This is a genomic window from Duganella qianjiadongensis (assembly GCF_009857915.1).
Taxonomy (GTDB): Bacteria; Pseudomonadota; Gammaproteobacteria; order Burkholderiales; family Burkholderiaceae_D; genus Rugamonas; species Rugamonas qianjiadongensis.
The window spans coordinates 256,767-273,109 of the sequence record NZ_WWCM01000006.1 but is presented as its reverse complement, the minus strand read 5'-3'; the positions used below and the strand labels follow the sequence as shown (position 1 = coordinate 273,109).

Below are 16,343 nucleotides of genomic sequence, written 5' to 3'. Positions count from 1 at the left end.
ATGCAAAAGATGATCTACTGGGCGGGCGTGCTGGGCGCGTCGGCCATGCTGGCGGCCTGCCAGACGCAAGCGCCACGCGATGCCTACAACAGCATCGATCAGCAGCTCAAGGCGGCCGCCACTTCGGCACGCGCGCCAGCTGCCACGCCGGCAGCAGTGGAGGCGGCGCTGCTGCCGCCGGCTGCCAGCACGCTGGCGGCGGAGTTGCCCAAGGCCCGCACGGTCATGGAAGAGCGCTTCAATGTGTCGTTCAATCAGGTGCCGGTGCAGCAGTTCTTCAATTCCATCGTGGCCGGTACCCGTTACAACATGCTGGTGCACCCTGAGGTGACGGGCACCATCTCGGCCAATCTCAAGGATGTCACGCTGTTCGAAGCGCTCGACGCCATCCGCGAAATGTATGGCTACGATTACAAGGTCGAAGGCACGCGCATCTACATCCGTCCGCTGACCATGCAGACCCGCATCTTCCAGGTCAACTACCTGAGCGCTACCCGTAAAGGCACGTCGAATGTACGGGTGTCGTCGACCTCGGTGAACACGGTAGGCACGGTGGTGTCGGGACAAGGCGGCGCGAGCGGCAACAATAGTCTGGGCAATGGCCAGAACAACCAGCCGCAGCAGCCGGGACAGAATCAGCAATACTCGCTGGAAGACGCCAGCAACGTCAAAACGGCATCGGCGACGGATTTCTGGTCGGAACTCAAGGAAGCCCTGCTGGCACTGGTCGGCGGCACGGGCGATGGGCGCAGTGTGGTGATCAGTCCGCAGTCGGGCGTGGTGGTCGTGCGCGCCATGCCGGAACAGCTGCGCGGCGTAGAGCAGTATCTGAAAGCGACCCGTCTGGCAGTGGAACGTCAGGTGATACTGGAAGCGAAGATACTCGAAGTGCAGCTCAATAGCGGCTATCAGAGCGGGGTGAACTGGGCCAGCTTTGCCTCCTTCGGTGGTGGCGGCAGCAACCGTCTGTCGGCCGGGGTGATTGCGCCCGGCACCAATCTGGCCCCGTTGCCAGCGGCAGGCGGCCAGCAGGCCACGATGACCAGCGGCGGCACGGCCGGCATCAGCGCCACCGCCGGCTATACGCTGTCGAATGCGGCCAACAATGTGGGCACGCTGTTCGGCATGGCTTTCCAGACTAGTAATTTTGCCGCCATGATCTCCTTCCTGGAATCGCAGGGTTCGGTGCATGTGCTGTCCAGTCCCCGTATCGCCACCATGAACAACCAGAAGGCCGTGCTGAAAATCGGTACCGACGAGTTCTACGTGACGGGCGTGAGCACCACCACCAATTCCAACGTCAGCGGCAACACCACCAGCCCGAATGTGACGCTGCAGCCGTTCTTCTCCGGTGTGGTGCTCGACGTGACGCCGCAGATCGATGAAGATGGCAATATCATGCTGCACGTTCATCCTTCCGTCAGTCAGGTATCTACCGTCAACAAGGTGGTCAATCTGGGTGCCGCCGGTTCGCTGCAATTGCCGCTGGCCGCTTCCAGCACTTCCGAGATGGACAGCATGGTGCGTGGTCAGGATGGCCGTATCGTCGCCATCGGCGGCCTGATGCGTCAGGCCGCCGTGTCCGATAACAGCCAGGCACCGGGACTGGGCGACATGCCCGTGGTTGGCGGCCTGTTCCGCAACACCGAGCGGGCCATGGTCAAGCGCGAACTGGTGGTACTGATCAAGCCGACCATCGTCGATGGCGCCTCGAGCTACGCGCAGGACCTCGACGAAGCCAGCCGCCGCATCGAGCAGATGGCGCCGCGCAACGGAGGACGCAAGTAAATGTATCAGGCGCACTTCGGTCTGAGCGAAATGCCTTTTGGCATTACGCCGGATACCAGTTTCTTTTTCACCAGCCCCCATTCCCAGCAGGCGCTTAACACCTTGCTGGTAGCGGCACGCAGCGGTGAAGGCTTTATCAAGATTACTGGTGAAGTGGGCACCGGCAAGACCCTGTTATGCCGCAAGTTTATGGCCTCGCTGGGGCCGGGTTTCGTCACCGCCTACATCCCGAATCCGTATCTGGAACCGCGTACCCTGATGCTGGCTTTGGCCGACGAGCTGGAATTGCCGCTGCAGCGCGACGTCGACCAGCATCAGCTGCTCAAATCGCTGACGCTGCGCCTGATGGAGCTGGCGCGTGAAGACAAGCAGGTCGTGCTGTGCCTCGATGAAGCCCAGGCGATACCGCTGGAGAGTCTGGAAGCGCTGCGTCTGCTGACCAATCTGGAGACGGAAAAGCGCAAGCTGCTGCAGATCGTGCTGTTCGGCCAGCCCGAGCTGAACCAGCATCTGCAGGCGAATTCCATCCGCCAGCTAGCCCAGCGCATTACTTTCCACTATCACCTCGGCCCTTTGACGCGCGACGACATGGAGTACTATCTGTCCCATCGGCTGCGCGTGGCGGGCTATACGGGCAGCCGCTTGTTCAGCCGGGGCGCTATCGGCAGCCTGTTCAAAGCCAGCGGCGGCATACCCCGTCTGATAAATATTATGGCCAACAAGGCTTTGATGGTATGTTACGGCGAAGGTAAGCAGCAGGTAACGAAACGCCATGTAGGACTGGCCGCCAGTGATACCGTCACCCGCGAGAAGCGCTGGGTCTGGTGGCTGGCAGGGCTGGCAGCAGCTGCGGCTGCGGGTGGACTGACTTGGGCGTTGATGAAATGAGTTTGATAAACAAGATGTTACAGGATCTCGATGCGCGCGGAGGCAGCGCTGATGGCGGCTTGCGCCAGCAGCAATTGCACGCGGTCGAGATGCATGGCGGTGGCAGCAGCAAGCTGCGCATGGCCGCGCTTGCGCTCGGCGTTGCGCTGCTGGCCGGTGGCGGTGGGTATGGCTGGCATTACTGGCAGGGCCAGCGTGTTGCGCATGCCGTCGATGTGGCCGCGACGGGTGCGGCCAGGGCGGCGCCTGAAGCTGTGGTGAGCCAGCCTAAAGCTACCGTAGCGGCTGTTGCCGCGGCACCCGATTCCGCTCAGCCTGTAGCAGCTGCCACGCCATCCGCACCAGCAGCCATCGCGGCGCCGGCCGCCAGTGCGCCTGTGGCAGCGCCAGTTGCCGCACCTGCGCCTGGCGCTGCGCCACCCGCGCCTGCGCCGGTTGCCGTCGTCAGTGCGGCGCAACCGGAAAAGAAAGCCAGAGCGGCGCAAGCGCCACGCCAGCGAGAAGGGGCTAGCACGGCCCGTAGCAACGACGAAACAGGCGAAGCGGGCACCATCACGCACAACCTGAGCCCCAAACTGATGGCCGAGAATACCTACCGGCGCGGACTGGTCGCTCTGCAGGAAGGCCGCGTACACGCGGCGCTGACGGATTTCGAGCGGGCGCTGGACATCGATCCGCGCAACGAAGCGGCGCGCCAGACCTATATCAGTCTGCTGCTGGAAAATAAACGCAATGACGATGCCGTGCGCCAGCTACGCCTGGCACTGGGGCTAGATCCGCGCCAGCCGGGACTGGCCATGATACTGGCGCGCTTGCAGCTGGAGAAGGGCGGGCCGGCGCTGCAGACGCTGCTGACCACCATGCCTTATGCGGGCAGCAATCCCGAATACCACGCCTTCCTCGCCGGTGTACTGCAGCGCGAACAGCGCCATGCCGAAGCGGCCCAGCATTATCGCGATGCGCTGCAACTGGCGCCGCAGAACGGCGTCTGGTGGATGGGGCTGGGCATTTCGCTGCAGGCCGATAATCACCTGACGGAAGCGCGCGAAGCGTTCCGCCGTGCCCGCGCCGCCAGCGGCCTTTCGGCCGAGTTGCAGACCTTTATAGACCGCAAACTCGACGCGCTGTCGCGCTAGTTCACCCGCATCACAGGCTGGCCTGCTCGCCCCAGATCTGCTTCATGCTGAAGCGCAGGCCGGCGTCATCTTCGTTCAGCGTGGTGCGGATACCATATTCGGCCACATTGCTGCTGCGCTGTCGCGGGGGATTGAGCACGCTGCCATCGGCCGCACGCAGGCTGATTACCGGCTGGCCGCCGCTGCCGTCATGGCGGCCGCTGACCACACCCAGTTCGCCGTTCTCCAGCCGCACCAGCGTGCCGGGCGGATAGTCGCCCAGTTCCAGCCGGAACAGCTGCAGTAGTTCCGGATCGACTGGCGCCTGCTGATCCTGCTGCAGATTGCGCAGGGCCTGATCGGGCACGATGGAACGGCGGTAGTTGCGCGCCGAGACCTGTGCGCAATAGCGGTCGGCCAGACTGAGCAGTTTGGCATTGCGCGTCACTTCGGGACTGGCCAGCCCCGCCGGATAGCCGCTGCCGTCATCATTCTCATGGTGCAGCAGCACGCAGGAAATCCACTCGTCATCGTTGATGCCCACATGCTTGAGCAGGTTGACGCTTTCCTCCGGATGGCGCCGTATGACGGCCATCTCTTCATGGCTCAGGCTGGTGTGCTTGTGCTGGAAGCTTTCGTTATGGCGCAGCATGCCCACATTCATGGTGAGGGCGGCAGCGGCCAGCGTCTGGGTGTGGGCTGCGTCCAGTTGCAGGCCGCGCGCGGCTATGATGGTGACGATGGCCGTTTCGATACAGTGGCGTACCGCGTAGCTGCCAGCAATCTGGCATAGCAGTATGCTGGCCAGCGCGATATCGGGCTGGATTTCAACGGCCTGTACCACTTCCTGCGCGATCGCCCGGATTTCACTCTCGGCCTGATGCTCGTTGCGCAGGTTATGCAGCAGCTTCTCCAGCCGCTGGTTGGATAGATTCAGCCGGTGCAGCACCGAAGTTGCTGCAGCCTCCTTAGCGTCGCTCATGATGCAGTGTCCCGATCTATATTTTTTGCAATCGCTCTAAGGCGAGAGTCAGTGTTGCGTCTTGCTTGGCAAAGCAGAAGCGCACGATGCCCGATTCCTTGCCCTGCAGGTAGAAGGCCGAAACGGGAATCGCTGCCACCTTGATTTCCGTGGTCAGCCATTCGGCAAATTCCGCTTCTGTCTGTCCGGAGATTTTATCGTATCGCACGCACTGGAAGTAGGTACCGTCGGCTGGCAGCAACTCGAAACGCGTATCCCGCAGGCCGGCGCGGAACAGGTCGCGCTTGCGCTGGTAGAACGCGGGCAGCGCCAGATAGGGCTGGGGATCGGCCATGTAGGCGGCAATGCCGTGCTGCATGGGCGTGTTCACGGTGAAGACATTGTACTGGTGCACCTTGCGGAATTCCGCCATCAGGCTGGCCGGTGCGGCCACATAGCCGACTTTCCAGCCGGTGACATGGTAGGTCTTGCCGAAACTGGATACGACAAAGGCCCGCGCAGCGAGCTCGGGATAGCGGCACACCGACTCGTGGCGGGCACCGTCGTACACCATGTGCTCGTACACCTCGTCCGACAGCAGCAGAATATCGCTGCCGCGCACGATGTCGGCTAGCGCCTGCAGATCACTGGCGCGCAGCACGCTGCCGGTAGGATTGTGCGGGGTGTTAATGATGATCAGGCGGGTGCGTGGCGTGACGGCGGCCGCTACTTTGTGCCACGGCACGCTATAGCCGCCGGCGCCCGTTTCCATCTGCACCAGCACCGGCACGCCGCCAGACAGCGTAATCGCCGGTACATAACTATCGTAGCTGGGTTCGATGACGATGACTTCATCGCCCGGGTGGACGCAGCACAGGATCGCCGTGGTCAGGGCTTGCGTGGCCCCCGCAGTGACGGTGATTTCGCGCTCCACGTCGTACTGATGGCCGTACAGCGCGACTATCTTGCTGACGATGGCCTGGCGCAGCACGGGCGCGCCGCTCATCATCGGGTACTGGTTGAAATCGGCCTGCATGGCGTCGCTGACGGCCTGGATCAGGCTGCGTTCGCAGGCGAAGTCGGGGAATCCTTGCCCCAGATTGACAGCCTGGGCCTGCACGGCCAGCGCCGACATGCGGGTAAATACGGTAGTGCCTACGGCAGGCAGGCGGCTATTCAGGACGGGCGTGACGGGGGCGGCAGGATGGCTCATGGGCTAGGCGTAAGTGAACGGTGATTGATTCTAGCTCAGCGCACCGCACGCTTCCAGTGTCCAGGCTTCCGGCACCAGCACTTTGAACATGCCGGCGCGGCTCAGGCGCCTGGCCAGCTTGAGCAGCGCCTTGTCCTTGGTAATCAGTACGCTGGCACCGGCATCGCGGGCTATCTCCAGAAATTTCTGGTCGGCGCGGTCCTTGCAGACCGGCAGCAGCAGGGGCGACGGCTCCGGCGCCACCACCTTGATCAGCTGGTCGAAGCGGGCGGCCGCCGCGGGACGGTTGCTATCATCGAGCGGCAGATGGGGATAGCGCAGCACGATGTGGTACTCGTCGCGGCAGTCGGAACGGGTGACGGCTTCGACCGCGCCGCTCTCCAGCGCCGCCACCAGCGCGCCCCAGCGGGGATCGCGGAACACGAACAGATCGAGGCAGACATTGGTGTCGATGACGATGCGCGGGATGGCTTTCTGTGGAACAGGTATCATGTTGCAGTTTTGTATTTATGTTGATGTGAAATTTTATGCTGATAGTGCTTTCGCCTGCCAAAAGTCTCGATCTGGAGACGCCTCCAACCACCAAACTGCATACCGAGCCCGATTTCCTCGACCATTCAGCCCAGTTGATCGAACGTCTGCGCCTGCTGTCGCCGCAGGCGCTGGGCGAACTGATGGAACTGTCCGACCAGCTGTCTGCGCTGAACGTGGCGCGCTATGCCAGCTGGAGCCGTGATACCAGCGCAGGCCGTCAGGCCGTGATGGCCTTTAACGGCGACGTGTATGCCGGTCTCGATGCGCGCAGCCTGAAACCAGCCCAGCTGGCCTACACCCAGAATCACGTGCGCATCCTGTCCGGCCTATATGGCCTGTTGCGCCCGCTGGACCTGATCCACGCCCACCGCCTCGAAATGGGCACCAGCCTGAGCAACCTGCGCGGCAAGGACCTGTATGCGTTCTGGGGCGACACCATTACCGAAGCGATCAACCGTACGGCGGCCGAGCAGGGCGCTACGACGCTGGTGAACCTGGCTTCCACCGAATACTTCAAATCCGTCAGGCCGAAAAAACTGGCGCTGCCCGTCATCACGCCCCAGTTCGAAGACTGGAAGGGCGGCAAATACAAAATCATCTCGTTCTACGCCAAGCGGGCGCGCGGCCTGATGGCGCGTTATGCCGCCATCAAAAATATCCGCGATCCGCAAAAACTGAAGAAATTCGATCTCGACGGCTATGCTTTTGACGCTAACGATTCGACCGATACCAGCTGGATTTTCCGCCGTAAAGTAGCCGAGTAAAACTTTGTAAAGCACGCTACCAGATGTAAAACGGGCCGGTTTTCGGTCCGAAATTGCATAAAAAAACCGGGATGGCGATCCCGGTTTTCGATGCTGGCGGCTGTTTCAGCCGCCCTTAACTCCAATTAGTTCCACAACTGCCACCACTGGCGGTCGGCTTTTTTGCCTTCTTGCAGGAACTTGCTGGTAGGGTAGTTGAGCTTGAATACGCGGGTGGTATCGTCGCGCAGTTCCGTCATGCCCAGCTTGTCGTAGCTGCGGATCATGATGAACAGCGCTTCTTCGATGGCCGGCGAATCGCGGTAATCGTTCATGATGCCCATGGCGCGGTTGGCCGCAGCCAGATAGGCGCCGCGACGGTAGTAGTAGCGCGCTACATGCACTTCGTACGAAGCCATGGCGTTGACCAGATAACGCATACGGTCGATGGCATCGGGCGTATACTTGCTGTTCGGGAACTTTTCGACCAGCTGTTTGAACGCAGCGAACGCTTCGCGCGTCGCTTTCGGGTCGCGTTCGGTGGCATCCTGCTCGTAAATGAAGTTAAGGAAGCCGATCTGGTCGTTAAAATTGATCAGGCCGCGCAGATAGTACATATAATCGACATTGGCGTGATTCGGGTGCAGCTTGATGAAGCGCTCGACCGCTGCCAGTGCCTGAGCCTGATCCTGCGATTTGTAATAGGCATAGGCGATCTGCATTTGCGCCTGCTGGGCGTAAGTGCCGAAGGGATAGCTCGATTCCAGCTTCTCATACAACTGAATTGCACGTTCGTAGTGCTGACCTTCCAGCTCTTCGTTCGCCTCCGAGTATAATTTCGTAGCGCTCCAACCTTTCGTCTCGTCAGCCTTCTCCGAGAACAGACCGCAACCGGACAAACTAAGCAGAACCAACGTTGCTGCAACTACTGATAATTTTTTTTGCATAAGTTTTGCAAGAAGCTGTTTAACCAAAGTTTTACGAGGCTAATTATAGCCGATAGGATTACCGTGATATTAACTCCAAAGCCGAATTTGACCGAATCTTCCGTCTCCCCCGAAACTGACACCGATCTGCTGCTCGACCACGACAGCGATTTTGGCGATGACGATGACGGCCTGGCGCCCATCGAACTGCAGCTCACCTCCGAGGTGTGCGGTCAGCGTCTGGACAAGGTCATTTCGCATCTGGTGCCGCAATTCTCCCGCGGCCGTCTGCAAATGTGGATTACCGACGGCTACGTCACAGTCGACGGTAAAGTGGCCAAAAGCACCAAGGATACCGTCTATGGCGACGAGAAGATCGTCATTCTGCCCCAACCGGCACCGGAAGACGAGGCTTTTAAGCCGGAGCCGATTCCGCTGAACATCGTTTATGAAGACGAACACCTGATCGTCATTAATAAACCGGCCGGTCTGGTGGTTCACCCCGGCAACGGCAACTGGTCCGGTACGCTGCTCAACGGCCTGCTGCACCATTGCCCGCAACTGGCGGGCGTGCCGCGCGCCGGCATCGTGCACCGTCTGGACAAGGATACTTCCGGCCTGATGGTGGTGGGCAAAACCCTGCCGGCCCAGACCGATCTGGTGCGTCAGCTGGCTGCCCGTACCGTCAAGCGCGAGTATTTTGCGCTGGTGTGGGGCACGCCGCGCCTGAACGGCACCATCGACGCCTCCATGGGGCGCCACCCGAAAGACCGCATCAAGATGGCGATTTCGACCAATTTCTCGGCCAAGCCGGCCATCACCCACTATCAGGTGCTGGCCTCGGGCGAACTCGACCGGCGTCCCGTCAGTCTGGTGCAGTGCCGTCTAGAGACGGGCCGTACCCACCAGATCCGCGTGCACATGATGTCTATCGGTTTCTCGCTGGTCGGCGACGTGATGTACGGCAAGCAGCATCTGGCCAGCGTATTCCCCCGTCAGGCGCTGCAGGCGCGCCGGCTGGGTCTGGTGCATCCGGCCACGGGCGAGCAGTGCGAGTGGCTGGTGCCGCTGGCCGAAGACTTTGCCGAACTGATCGCCAAGGCCGGCATCGCCGAGCCGGAACAAGTCTGATGACGGTCGGCGCGCCATGGCTGGTGCCGGACTGGCCGGGTCTGCCTGGCCGGATCGGCGTGCTGTCCACCACCCGTCTGGGCGGCGTGAGCCTTGCGCCGTATGACGATGGCGCAGGGCAGGGCGGCCTGAATCTGGGCACCCATGTGGGCGATAGCGCCGCACAGGTGGCGCGCAACCGCGCGCTGCTCGGGGCCGTGCTGCCGTCCGAGCCGGTCTGGCTGGAGCAGGTGCATGGCACGGCCGTGGTCGATATCGCCACGGTGGCCGCAGGGCAGGTGCCGCAAGCCGACGCCAGCATTTCCACCACGCCCGGCAAAGTCTGCATCATCATGACAGCCGATTGCCTGCCCGTGCTGTTCTGCGATGCGCTGGGCAGGACTGTCGGCGCAGCCCATGCCGGCTGGCGCGGTCTGGCCGATGGCGTACTGGAGCAGACCGTGGCGGCCATGCGCGCACAGGGCGCACTGGATATCTCGGCATGGATGGGGCCGGCCATAGGTCCTGGCCGTTTCGAAGTGGGCGCGGAAGTGCGCGAAATTTTCCAGCGTCACGCAGCCCATGGCGGCGGCGATGTGGAAGCCATGCTGGCGGCTTTCCAGCCTGTTGCGGGCAAGAGCGACAAATATCTGGCCGATATCTATGCGCTGGCGCGTCTGCGTTTGCGGGCAGCCGGAGTGCAGGCAGTGTATGGCGGCAGCGAGTGCACGGCCAGCGACAGCGCGCGCTTTTATTCCTATCGCCGCGATGGCGTCACGGGCCGGCAAGGCTCGTTGATTTGGATCAAATGATCCTGCGCCGCTCGGACTTAGTCTCGGGCTGGTTCCTGTGCCGGGGTTTGTGCTCCGGCAGCTTCCACCGGCTGCTGGCGTGCTTCGCGCGCCGCCTGTTCTTCTGCCCGCCGTCTGGCTTTGCGCTTGCCCGAGCCCGAAATATACAGCAGGGTGCTCAGTGGCAACACGCAGTAGAACAAAAACGTTACAATTCCCGCAACCACGGTGGGTTCGGTCAGCGCCATCAGGCCCACCACGTAAATCCAGGCTACAGCAACAATCAGCATACGCAATCCAGGTAAAGATTTTTAACTATTTTTTAGGGAATCAACCATGAATTTGCCCGACCCGCAAGCTATTGCCAACGCATGGATGTCGCAGATGAGCGACCCCGCACAATGGCAATCCTGGTTCAATCTGGCCCCCAGTACGGAAGCCAACCCACTGGCCGCCATGATGCAGGAGGTTGGCGCAGCGGTAAAGCCGGAAGCCATGGAAGCGCTGAAAAACCAGTATCTGCAGGATTTCGGTCAGCTGTGGCAGGACGTGATGGCCGGTAAAGCCCCATCCGTCTCCGACCGCCGGTTTACCTCCCCCGCGTGGCAGGGCAATCCCATGTCGACCTTTAACGCGGCATCCTACCTGCTCAATGCCAAATTCCTGAATGCCATGGTGGATACGGTGGAGACCACGCCGCAGCAGAAGCAGAAAATCCGTTTCGCGGTACAGCAGATTATCGATGCCATGTCGCCTGCCAACTTCCTCGCTACCAATCCGGAAGCCCAGCAGAAGCTGATCGAAACCAAGGGCGAAAGCCTGACCAAAGGGCTGGCAAATATGCTGGCCGATATGAACAAGGGCCATATTTCCCTGTCCGACGAAAGCGCTTTCGAAGTGGGCCGCAATCTGGCCACCACGCCCGGTTCGGTGGTGTACGAGAACGAGCTGTTCCAGCTGATCCAGTATGCCCCGCTAACGCCTACCGTACATCAGCGCCCGCTGCTGATGGTGCCGCCTTGCATCAACAAGTTCTACATTCTTGACCTGCAACCGGAAAATTCGCTGGTGCGCTATGCGGTCGAGCAGGGCAATACGGTGTTCCTGATTTCGTGGCGCAATCCGGACAAGAGCATGACGGCTACCACCTGGGATGATTACGTGCAGTACGGCGTAATCGAGGCGATCAAGGTGACGCAGGAAATCAGCGGCCAGCAGCAGCTCAATATGCTGGGTTTCTGCGTGGGCGGTACGCTGGTATCGACCGCGCTGGCCGTGCTGGCCGCACGCGACCAGCATCCGGCCTCCAGCCTGACGCTGCTGACCACCTTCCTTGACTTTGCCGATACGGGCGTGCTCAGCGTGTTCGTCGACGAGACCCAGGTGGCACTGCGCGAACAGCAGTTCCGCGATGGCGGCCTGATGCCGGGGCGCGATCTGGCCAGCACCTTCTCCAGCCTGCGGCCGAATGATCTGGTGTGGAATTATGTGCAGTCCAACTACCTCAAAGGGAACGAGCCGCCGCCATTCGATCTGCTGTACTGGAACTCGGACAGCACCAATCTGGCGGGGCCGATGTTCTGCTGGTATCTGCGCAACACCTATCTGGAAAACAAACTGAAAACCGGCCAGCTCAAGGTGGCGGGCGAAGTGGTAGACCTGACGGCAATCCAGGCGCCCGTCTTCATCTACGGTTCGCGCGAAGATCACATCGTGCCGTGGACCTCGGCCTTCGAATCGATCAACATCCTCAATCCGGGCAAGGCCAAGGCTAACCGCTTTGTACTCGGCGCTTCCGGCCACATCGCCGGCGTGATCAATTCGGCCGCGAAGAACAAGCGCAGCTACTGGGTCAATGACGCCACACTGCCACGCGGCAGCAAGCGGCAGGATGCCGAGCAATGGCTGGCCGGCGCCACCGAGGTGCCGGGCAGCTGGTGGCCGCAGTGGGCCGATTTCCTTGCCACGCACGGCGGCAAAGCGGTCAAACCCAAGGCCAAGCCGGGCAATGCGCGCTACCAGCCTATCGAGGCGGCACCGGGGCGCTACGTCAAGGTCAAGGCTGACTAAGTTGTGGTCAACGGGAAAGAGTATGAGCAAAACTCAACTTCGTTGCGTTGCAATAAAACCCATAGTTAAGATGGTTAGTGCAACTTAGGCTTTTTCCCCTCTATAATAGGTAGCTAGGTAACTGGGAAAGCGGACCAGCGTTCGCTTTTTTTTCGAATTGATGGAGTATGCGCTGCGGCGCAATAAACGGACTTGTGATGAGTAGTACGAAAAAAAATGCTGACCGTCTGATTAAAAAATACCCGAACCGCCGTCTGTATGACACGCAGACCAGTTCCTATATCACGCTGACGGACGTGAAACAGCTGGTGCTGGACAATGAACAATTTACCGTTGTTGATGCCAAGACCAACGAAGACCTGAGCCGCAGTATCTTGCTGCAGATCATTCTGGAAGAAGAAGCCAGCGGCGTACCGATGTTTTCGACCGACGTGCTGGCCCAGATCATCCGCTTCTACGGCCACGCCATGCAGGGCATGATGGGCTCGTATCTGGAAAAGAACGTGCAGGCATTTACCGATATCCAGCGCAAGTTCACCGGCAGCGCCGTGGGCGGTCTCGATGGCAAAGCCTTCAGCCCGGAAATGTGGACCCAGTTCATGAATGTGCAGGGTCCGATGATGCAGGGTATGATGAACAACTACATCGACCAGAGCAAGAGCCTGTTCGTGCAGATGCAGGAGCAGATGCAGAGCCAGAGCAAGAATCTGTTCGGTACTTTCCCCTTCGCAGCCGGCACGGCCCCGGCCGAGAAGAAGTAAGTCTGATCCGCTGAAGCTGGCCCGTCGGGGCCGCTAGCAAGGAGAGAACGGCACTGCCACCTGTGTGGCCGTGCCGTTTTCGTATCTGTATTGCAAAAAATCGACATTTCCGTTGACACAAGAAATTCTTAGGCATTACTATCGCTTACCTGATGTGGAAACGATTCCAATCGGTTTTTCTCGGTATTTGATAGGGAGTGTCTGTGGTGTCCGTAGCGCTGGATCAGAGTATGTTGCCGCCCGCCGATTCGGTGTTGTGGCAGAAGAATTTCCTGCTGGGTGCCGCCACGGCGGCCTATCAAATCGAAGGGGCGAGCAGCGCAGATGGCCGCCTGCCCTCGATCTGGGATACTTTCTCCGCCACCCCCGGCAAAGTGCTCGCTGGCGATACCGGTGAGGTGGCCTGCGACCACTATCACCGCTGGGAAGAGGACGTGGCCCTGCTGGACATGCTCCAGGTCGACGCCTACCGCCTGTCGATCGCGTGGCCGCGCGTGATGACGGCCGACGGCCAACCCAATCAGGCCGGTATCGCCTTCTATCGCCAGCTGCTGCAGGCGCTGCGCGCCAGGGGCATGAAAACCTTCGTCACCCTGTATCACTGGGATCTGCCCCAGCATCTGGAAGATCAGGGCGGCTGGACTAACCGCGCGACTGCTTTCCGCTTTGCCGAATACGCCGACATGATCAGCCGCGAGCTGGCGGGTCTGGTCGATGCGTGGGCCACGCTGAACGAACCATGGTGCTCGGCGTGGCTGGGCTACGGCAATGGCCACCACGCGCCGGGCAAGCAGGAGGTGAAACTGGCCACGCAGGCCATGCACCATCTGCTGCTCGGTCACGGGCTGGCCATGGCACATCTGCGTGCCAATGACCCGTCCGCGCAGGCCGGCATCGTGGTTAATGTAGGCCATGCCAGCACCACCGGCAGCCGTGCCGCCGACCGGCGTGCCGCCGAGCTGTTCGAAGTGCAGAACAACCAGTGGGTGCTGGACCCGCTGCTGAAACAGCGCTATCCGGCAGCACTGTGGGAACTGTGGCCCGATGCCCAGCCGCAGGTGGAGGCCGGCGATATGGCCATCATCGGCGCGCCGCTCGATTACCTCGGCATTAATTACTACTTCCGCAGCAATGTGGTCAGCGATGGCGGCCATGGTTATACGGAAGTGCCGCTGGAAGGTGTGGAGCGTACCCAGATGGGCTGGGAAGTCTATCCCGATGGCTTGCGCCATCTGCTGGTAAGCTTCAAGCACGACTATCCCCATCTGCCGCCTGTCTACATCACGGAAAACGGCATGGCCTCGGATGACAAGGTGGTCGACGGCGAGGTTAACGATAGCCAGCGCATCAGCTTCTTCAACCGCCATCTGGCCGCCGTCGATCAGGCAGTCAAGGCTGGCGTCGATGTGCGCGGCTACTTCATCTGGTCGCTGCTCGATAACTTCGAATGGGCTTTTGGCTACGAGCGCCGTTTCGGCATCGTCCATGTCGACTACGCCACCCAGAAGCGCACGCCCAAACGCAGCGCCAGACTGGTACAGCAGTTCCTCGCCGAACGGCGCAGCAAATAAGCGGCCAGACATTGAGTTTCGCTCGGCCATACGCATAAAATGGGCGCTACACGTCCTCAGGAGACAGAATGAACAAGGCTAACCAGCCGGGCAGGGTGGCGCCGCTGCGCCAGCGCCAGCGGGTGTCGATTGCCGCCTACCTTGCGCTGCTGCCCATGGCGGCCACGGTGCTGCTGGCGTATCTGGGCACCATGCTGTGGACGGCGCGGGTGTCCGTCAGCAGTTCGCGCACTTTCCCCAATAGCGATTTCGTCGGCGCGGCGCAGTACATCCGCCTGTTCAATAACGAGCGCTGGCTGCTGTCGTTGCAGAATATTGCCATCTACGGCCTGCTGTTCATCGTCGCCTGTCTGGCGATCGGCTTTCTGCTGGCCGTGTTCATCGACCAGAAGGTGATGGCCGAAGGTGCTTTGCGCACCATCTTCCTGTATCCGTATGCGATGTCGTTCGTGGCCACGGGCCTGATCTGGCAGTGGATCCTCAATCCCGAACTGGGCATACAGGAAGTGCTGCACAAGCTGGGGTTTGCCGAGGCGCGCTTCGACTGGATCGTCGATCAGGATATGGCGATCTACACCATCGTGATTGCTACCGTATGGCAGGCCTCCGGTCTGGTGATGGCGCTGATGCTGTCCGGCCTGCGCGGCATCGACGAGGAAATCTGGAAGGCGGCCCGTATCGAAGGTATTCCGCGCTGGCGCGTGTATCTGAGCATCGTGCTGCCCATGCTGGGCGCCTCGCTGTCTACCGCCTTTGTGCTGCTGTTCGTGATGGTAGTAAAAGTATTCGATGCCGTCGTCGCCATGACGCAGGGCGGGCCCGGCACGGCCAGCGAAGTGCCGGCCAAGTTCATCATGGACTATCTGTTCGGCCGCGCCAATATCGGCCTTGCTTCGGCGGCCTCCATCGTGCTGCTGTCGACGGTGCTGGCAATCGTGGCGCCGCTGTATTTTGTGCGTAGCCGCCGCGCTGCCAAAGGGGGCGCAGCATGAGCGCCGTGCTGAAACCGCGCCGCACGCCGGGCTGGACACCGGCGCGCATGGGCGTGTATGGCTTCCTGATTGTCGCTGCGCTGTTCTTCCTGCTGCCGCTGTATGTGATGTTGGTGACGTCGGTGAAACCGATGGAGGAAATCCGCCTCGGTACGCTGTTTGCGCTGCCGCTGCATCCCACGCTGGCGCCGTGGCTGCAGGCGTGGCAATCGGTCTGTACGGGGCTGGAGTGCGACGGCATCCGTGGCGGTTTCTGGAACTCGGTTGCCATCGTGGTGCCCAGCACCATCCTGTCGATTGCGATAGGTGCCGTGAATGGCTACGCGCTGTCGTTCTGGCGCCCGCGCGGCGCTGGCCTGCTGTTTGCCGTCCTGATGATGGGCGCCTTTATTCCTGTTCAAGTGATGGTGTATCCGCTGGTACGGGTGCTGGCGACGCTGAATCTGTACAGTTCTCTGCCCGGCATAGTGCTGATCCACACCATCTTCGGCATGCCGGTGATGACGCTGCTGTTCCGTAACTACTATGCTGCGCTGCCGGTGGAACTGTTCAAGGCGGCGCGTATCGATGGCGGCGGCTTCTGGCGTATTTTCCTGCAGCTGATGCTGCCCATGTCCACGCCGGTAATCGTGGTGGCGGTGATCATGCAGGTGACGGGTATCTGGAACGACTTCCTGTTAGGGCTGGTGTTTGCTGGCACCGACCATCTGCCGATGACGGTGCAGCTCAATAACATCATCAACACCACTACCGGCGAGCGTCTGTACAACGTCAATATGGCTGCCACCATCCTGACGTCGCTGGTGCCGCTGGCTCTCTATTTCATTTCTGGCCGCTGGTTCGTGCGCGGCATCGCCTCTGGCGCGGTTAAAGGATAAAG

Annotated in this window: 16 protein-coding genes; 11 read left to right on the top strand and 5 right to left on the bottom strand. The window is 60.8% G+C overall.

Going from position 1 to position 16,343, the window contains the following annotated elements; translation table 11 throughout:
• Genes mshL through GTP27_RS11215 form a run of 3 tightly spaced genes read left to right on the top strand, consistent with a single transcriptional unit; the run spans nucleotide 1 to nucleotide 3,812 of the window.
• The gene (gene mshL / locus GTP27_RS11225) at nucleotides 1–1,788 is read left to right on the top strand and encodes a pilus (MSHA type) biogenesis protein MshL (RefSeq protein WP_229633707.1); all 1,788 of its coding nucleotides are present in this window, start codon (nucleotides 1–3) and stop codon (nucleotides 1,786–1,788) included.
• Entirely contained in the window at nucleotides 1,789–2,676 is an 888-nt protein-coding gene (locus GTP27_RS11220; RefSeq protein ID WP_161039261.1) for an ExeA family protein, read from the top strand. It abuts the gene before it with no gap.
• Complete coding sequence (locus tag GTP27_RS11215) at nucleotides 2,673–3,812, top strand: tetratricopeptide repeat protein (protein ID WP_161039260.1); 1,140 nt, start codon at nucleotides 2,673–2,675, stop codon at nucleotides 3,810–3,812. The genes GTP27_RS11220 and GTP27_RS11215 overlap by 4 nt, the downstream gene beginning before the upstream one ends.
• A gap of 10 nt (nucleotides 3,813–3,822) precedes the next feature.
• Here the strand turns inward: GTP27_RS11215 and GTP27_RS11210 are convergent, their stop codons facing one another.
• The 3 genes from GTP27_RS11210 to GTP27_RS11200 are packed head-to-tail and all read right to left on the bottom strand — an operon-like array spanning nucleotide 3,823 to nucleotide 6,457.
• The gene (locus tag GTP27_RS11210; RefSeq protein ID WP_161039259.1) at nucleotides 3,823–4,773 is read right to left on the bottom strand and encodes an HD-GYP domain-containing protein; all 951 of its coding nucleotides are present in this window, start codon (nucleotides 4,771–4,773) and stop codon (nucleotides 3,823–3,825) included.
• 16 nt (nucleotides 4,774–4,789) lie between these two features.
• The gene (locus GTP27_RS11205; protein WP_161039258.1) at nucleotides 4,790–5,965 is read right to left on the bottom strand and encodes a pyridoxal phosphate-dependent aminotransferase; all 1,176 of its coding nucleotides are present in this window, start codon (nucleotides 5,963–5,965) and stop codon (nucleotides 4,790–4,792) included.
• 30 nt (nucleotides 5,966–5,995) lie between these two features.
• A complete protein-coding gene (locus tag GTP27_RS11200) occupies nucleotides 5,996–6,457 on the bottom strand; it encodes a putative toxin-antitoxin system toxin component, PIN family (protein ID WP_161039257.1) in 462 nt (153 codons plus the stop codon).
• A gap of 35 nt (nucleotides 6,458–6,492) precedes the next feature.
• Between GTP27_RS11200 and yaaA the strand changes: the two genes are divergently transcribed.
• Nucleotides 6,493–7,263 (top strand): peroxide stress protein YaaA, encoded by a 771-nt coding sequence (yaaA, locus tag GTP27_RS11195; protein WP_161039256.1) that lies wholly within the window; start codon nucleotides 6,493–6,495, stop codon nucleotides 7,261–7,263.
• Between the two features lie 125 nt (nucleotides 7,264–7,388).
• Here the strand turns inward: yaaA and GTP27_RS11190 are convergent, their stop codons facing one another.
• Nucleotides 7,389–8,189 (bottom strand): outer membrane protein assembly factor BamD, encoded by an 801-nt coding sequence (locus GTP27_RS11190; protein ID WP_161039255.1) that lies wholly within the window; start codon nucleotides 8,187–8,189, stop codon nucleotides 7,389–7,391.
• Between the two features lie 87 nt (nucleotides 8,190–8,276).
• On the opposite strand from GTP27_RS11190, the gene GTP27_RS11185 reads away from it, so the two are divergent.
• Both GTP27_RS11185 and pgeF read left to right on the top strand, forming a co-directional pair.
• Complete coding sequence (locus tag GTP27_RS11185) at nucleotides 8,277–9,299, top strand: RluA family pseudouridine synthase (RefSeq protein ID WP_202416694.1); 1,023 nt, start codon at nucleotides 8,277–8,279, stop codon at nucleotides 9,297–9,299.
• Nucleotides 9,299–10,090, top strand: coding sequence for a peptidoglycan editing factor PgeF (gene pgeF / locus GTP27_RS11180; protein ID WP_161039253.1), 792 nt, complete (start codon nucleotides 9,299–9,301; stop codon nucleotides 10,088–10,090). The genes GTP27_RS11185 and pgeF overlap by 1 nt, the downstream gene beginning before the upstream one ends.
• 17 nt (nucleotides 10,091–10,107) lie before the next feature.
• Here pgeF and GTP27_RS11175 read toward each other — a convergent pair whose 3' ends face one another.
• Nucleotides 10,108–10,359 carry a hypothetical protein gene (locus tag GTP27_RS11175; RefSeq protein ID WP_161039252.1) on the bottom strand — a complete coding sequence of 84 codons (252 nt, stop codon included), beginning with the start codon at nucleotides 10,357–10,359 and terminating at the stop codon, nucleotides 10,108–10,110.
• A gap of 46 nt (nucleotides 10,360–10,405) precedes the next feature.
• On the opposite strand from GTP27_RS11175, the gene phaC reads away from it, so the two are divergent.
• From phaC to GTP27_RS23610, 5 genes are all read left to right on the top strand, one after another.
• Nucleotides 10,406–12,139, top strand: a complete 1,734-nt coding sequence (gene phaC, locus GTP27_RS11170) for a class I poly(R)-hydroxyalkanoic acid synthase (RefSeq protein WP_161039251.1) — start codon at nucleotides 10,406–10,408, stop codon at nucleotides 12,137–12,139.
• Nucleotides 12,140–12,336: 197 nt separating this feature from the next.
• Nucleotides 12,337–12,900, top strand: coding sequence for a polyhydroxyalkanoate synthesis repressor PhaR (phaR, locus tag GTP27_RS11165; RefSeq protein WP_161039250.1), 564 nt, complete (start codon nucleotides 12,337–12,339; stop codon nucleotides 12,898–12,900).
• Nucleotides 12,901–13,130: 230 nt separating this feature from the next.
• Nucleotides 13,131–14,471 carry a GH1 family beta-glucosidase gene (locus tag GTP27_RS11160; protein WP_161039249.1) on the top strand — a complete coding sequence of 447 codons (1,341 nt, stop codon included), beginning with the start codon at nucleotides 13,131–13,133 and terminating at the stop codon, nucleotides 14,469–14,471.
• A 68-nt stretch (nucleotides 14,472–14,539) separates the two neighbouring features.
• Nucleotides 14,540–15,463 (top strand): carbohydrate ABC transporter permease, encoded by a 924-nt coding sequence (locus GTP27_RS11155; protein WP_161039248.1) that lies wholly within the window; start codon nucleotides 14,540–14,542, stop codon nucleotides 15,461–15,463.
• Nucleotides 15,460–16,341, top strand: coding sequence for a carbohydrate ABC transporter permease (locus tag GTP27_RS23610; RefSeq protein ID WP_202416693.1), 882 nt, complete (start codon nucleotides 15,460–15,462; stop codon nucleotides 16,339–16,341). Before GTP27_RS11155 ends, GTP27_RS23610 begins: the two co-directional genes overlap by 4 nt.
• The last annotated feature ends 2 nt before the right edge of the window (nucleotides 16,342–16,343 follow it).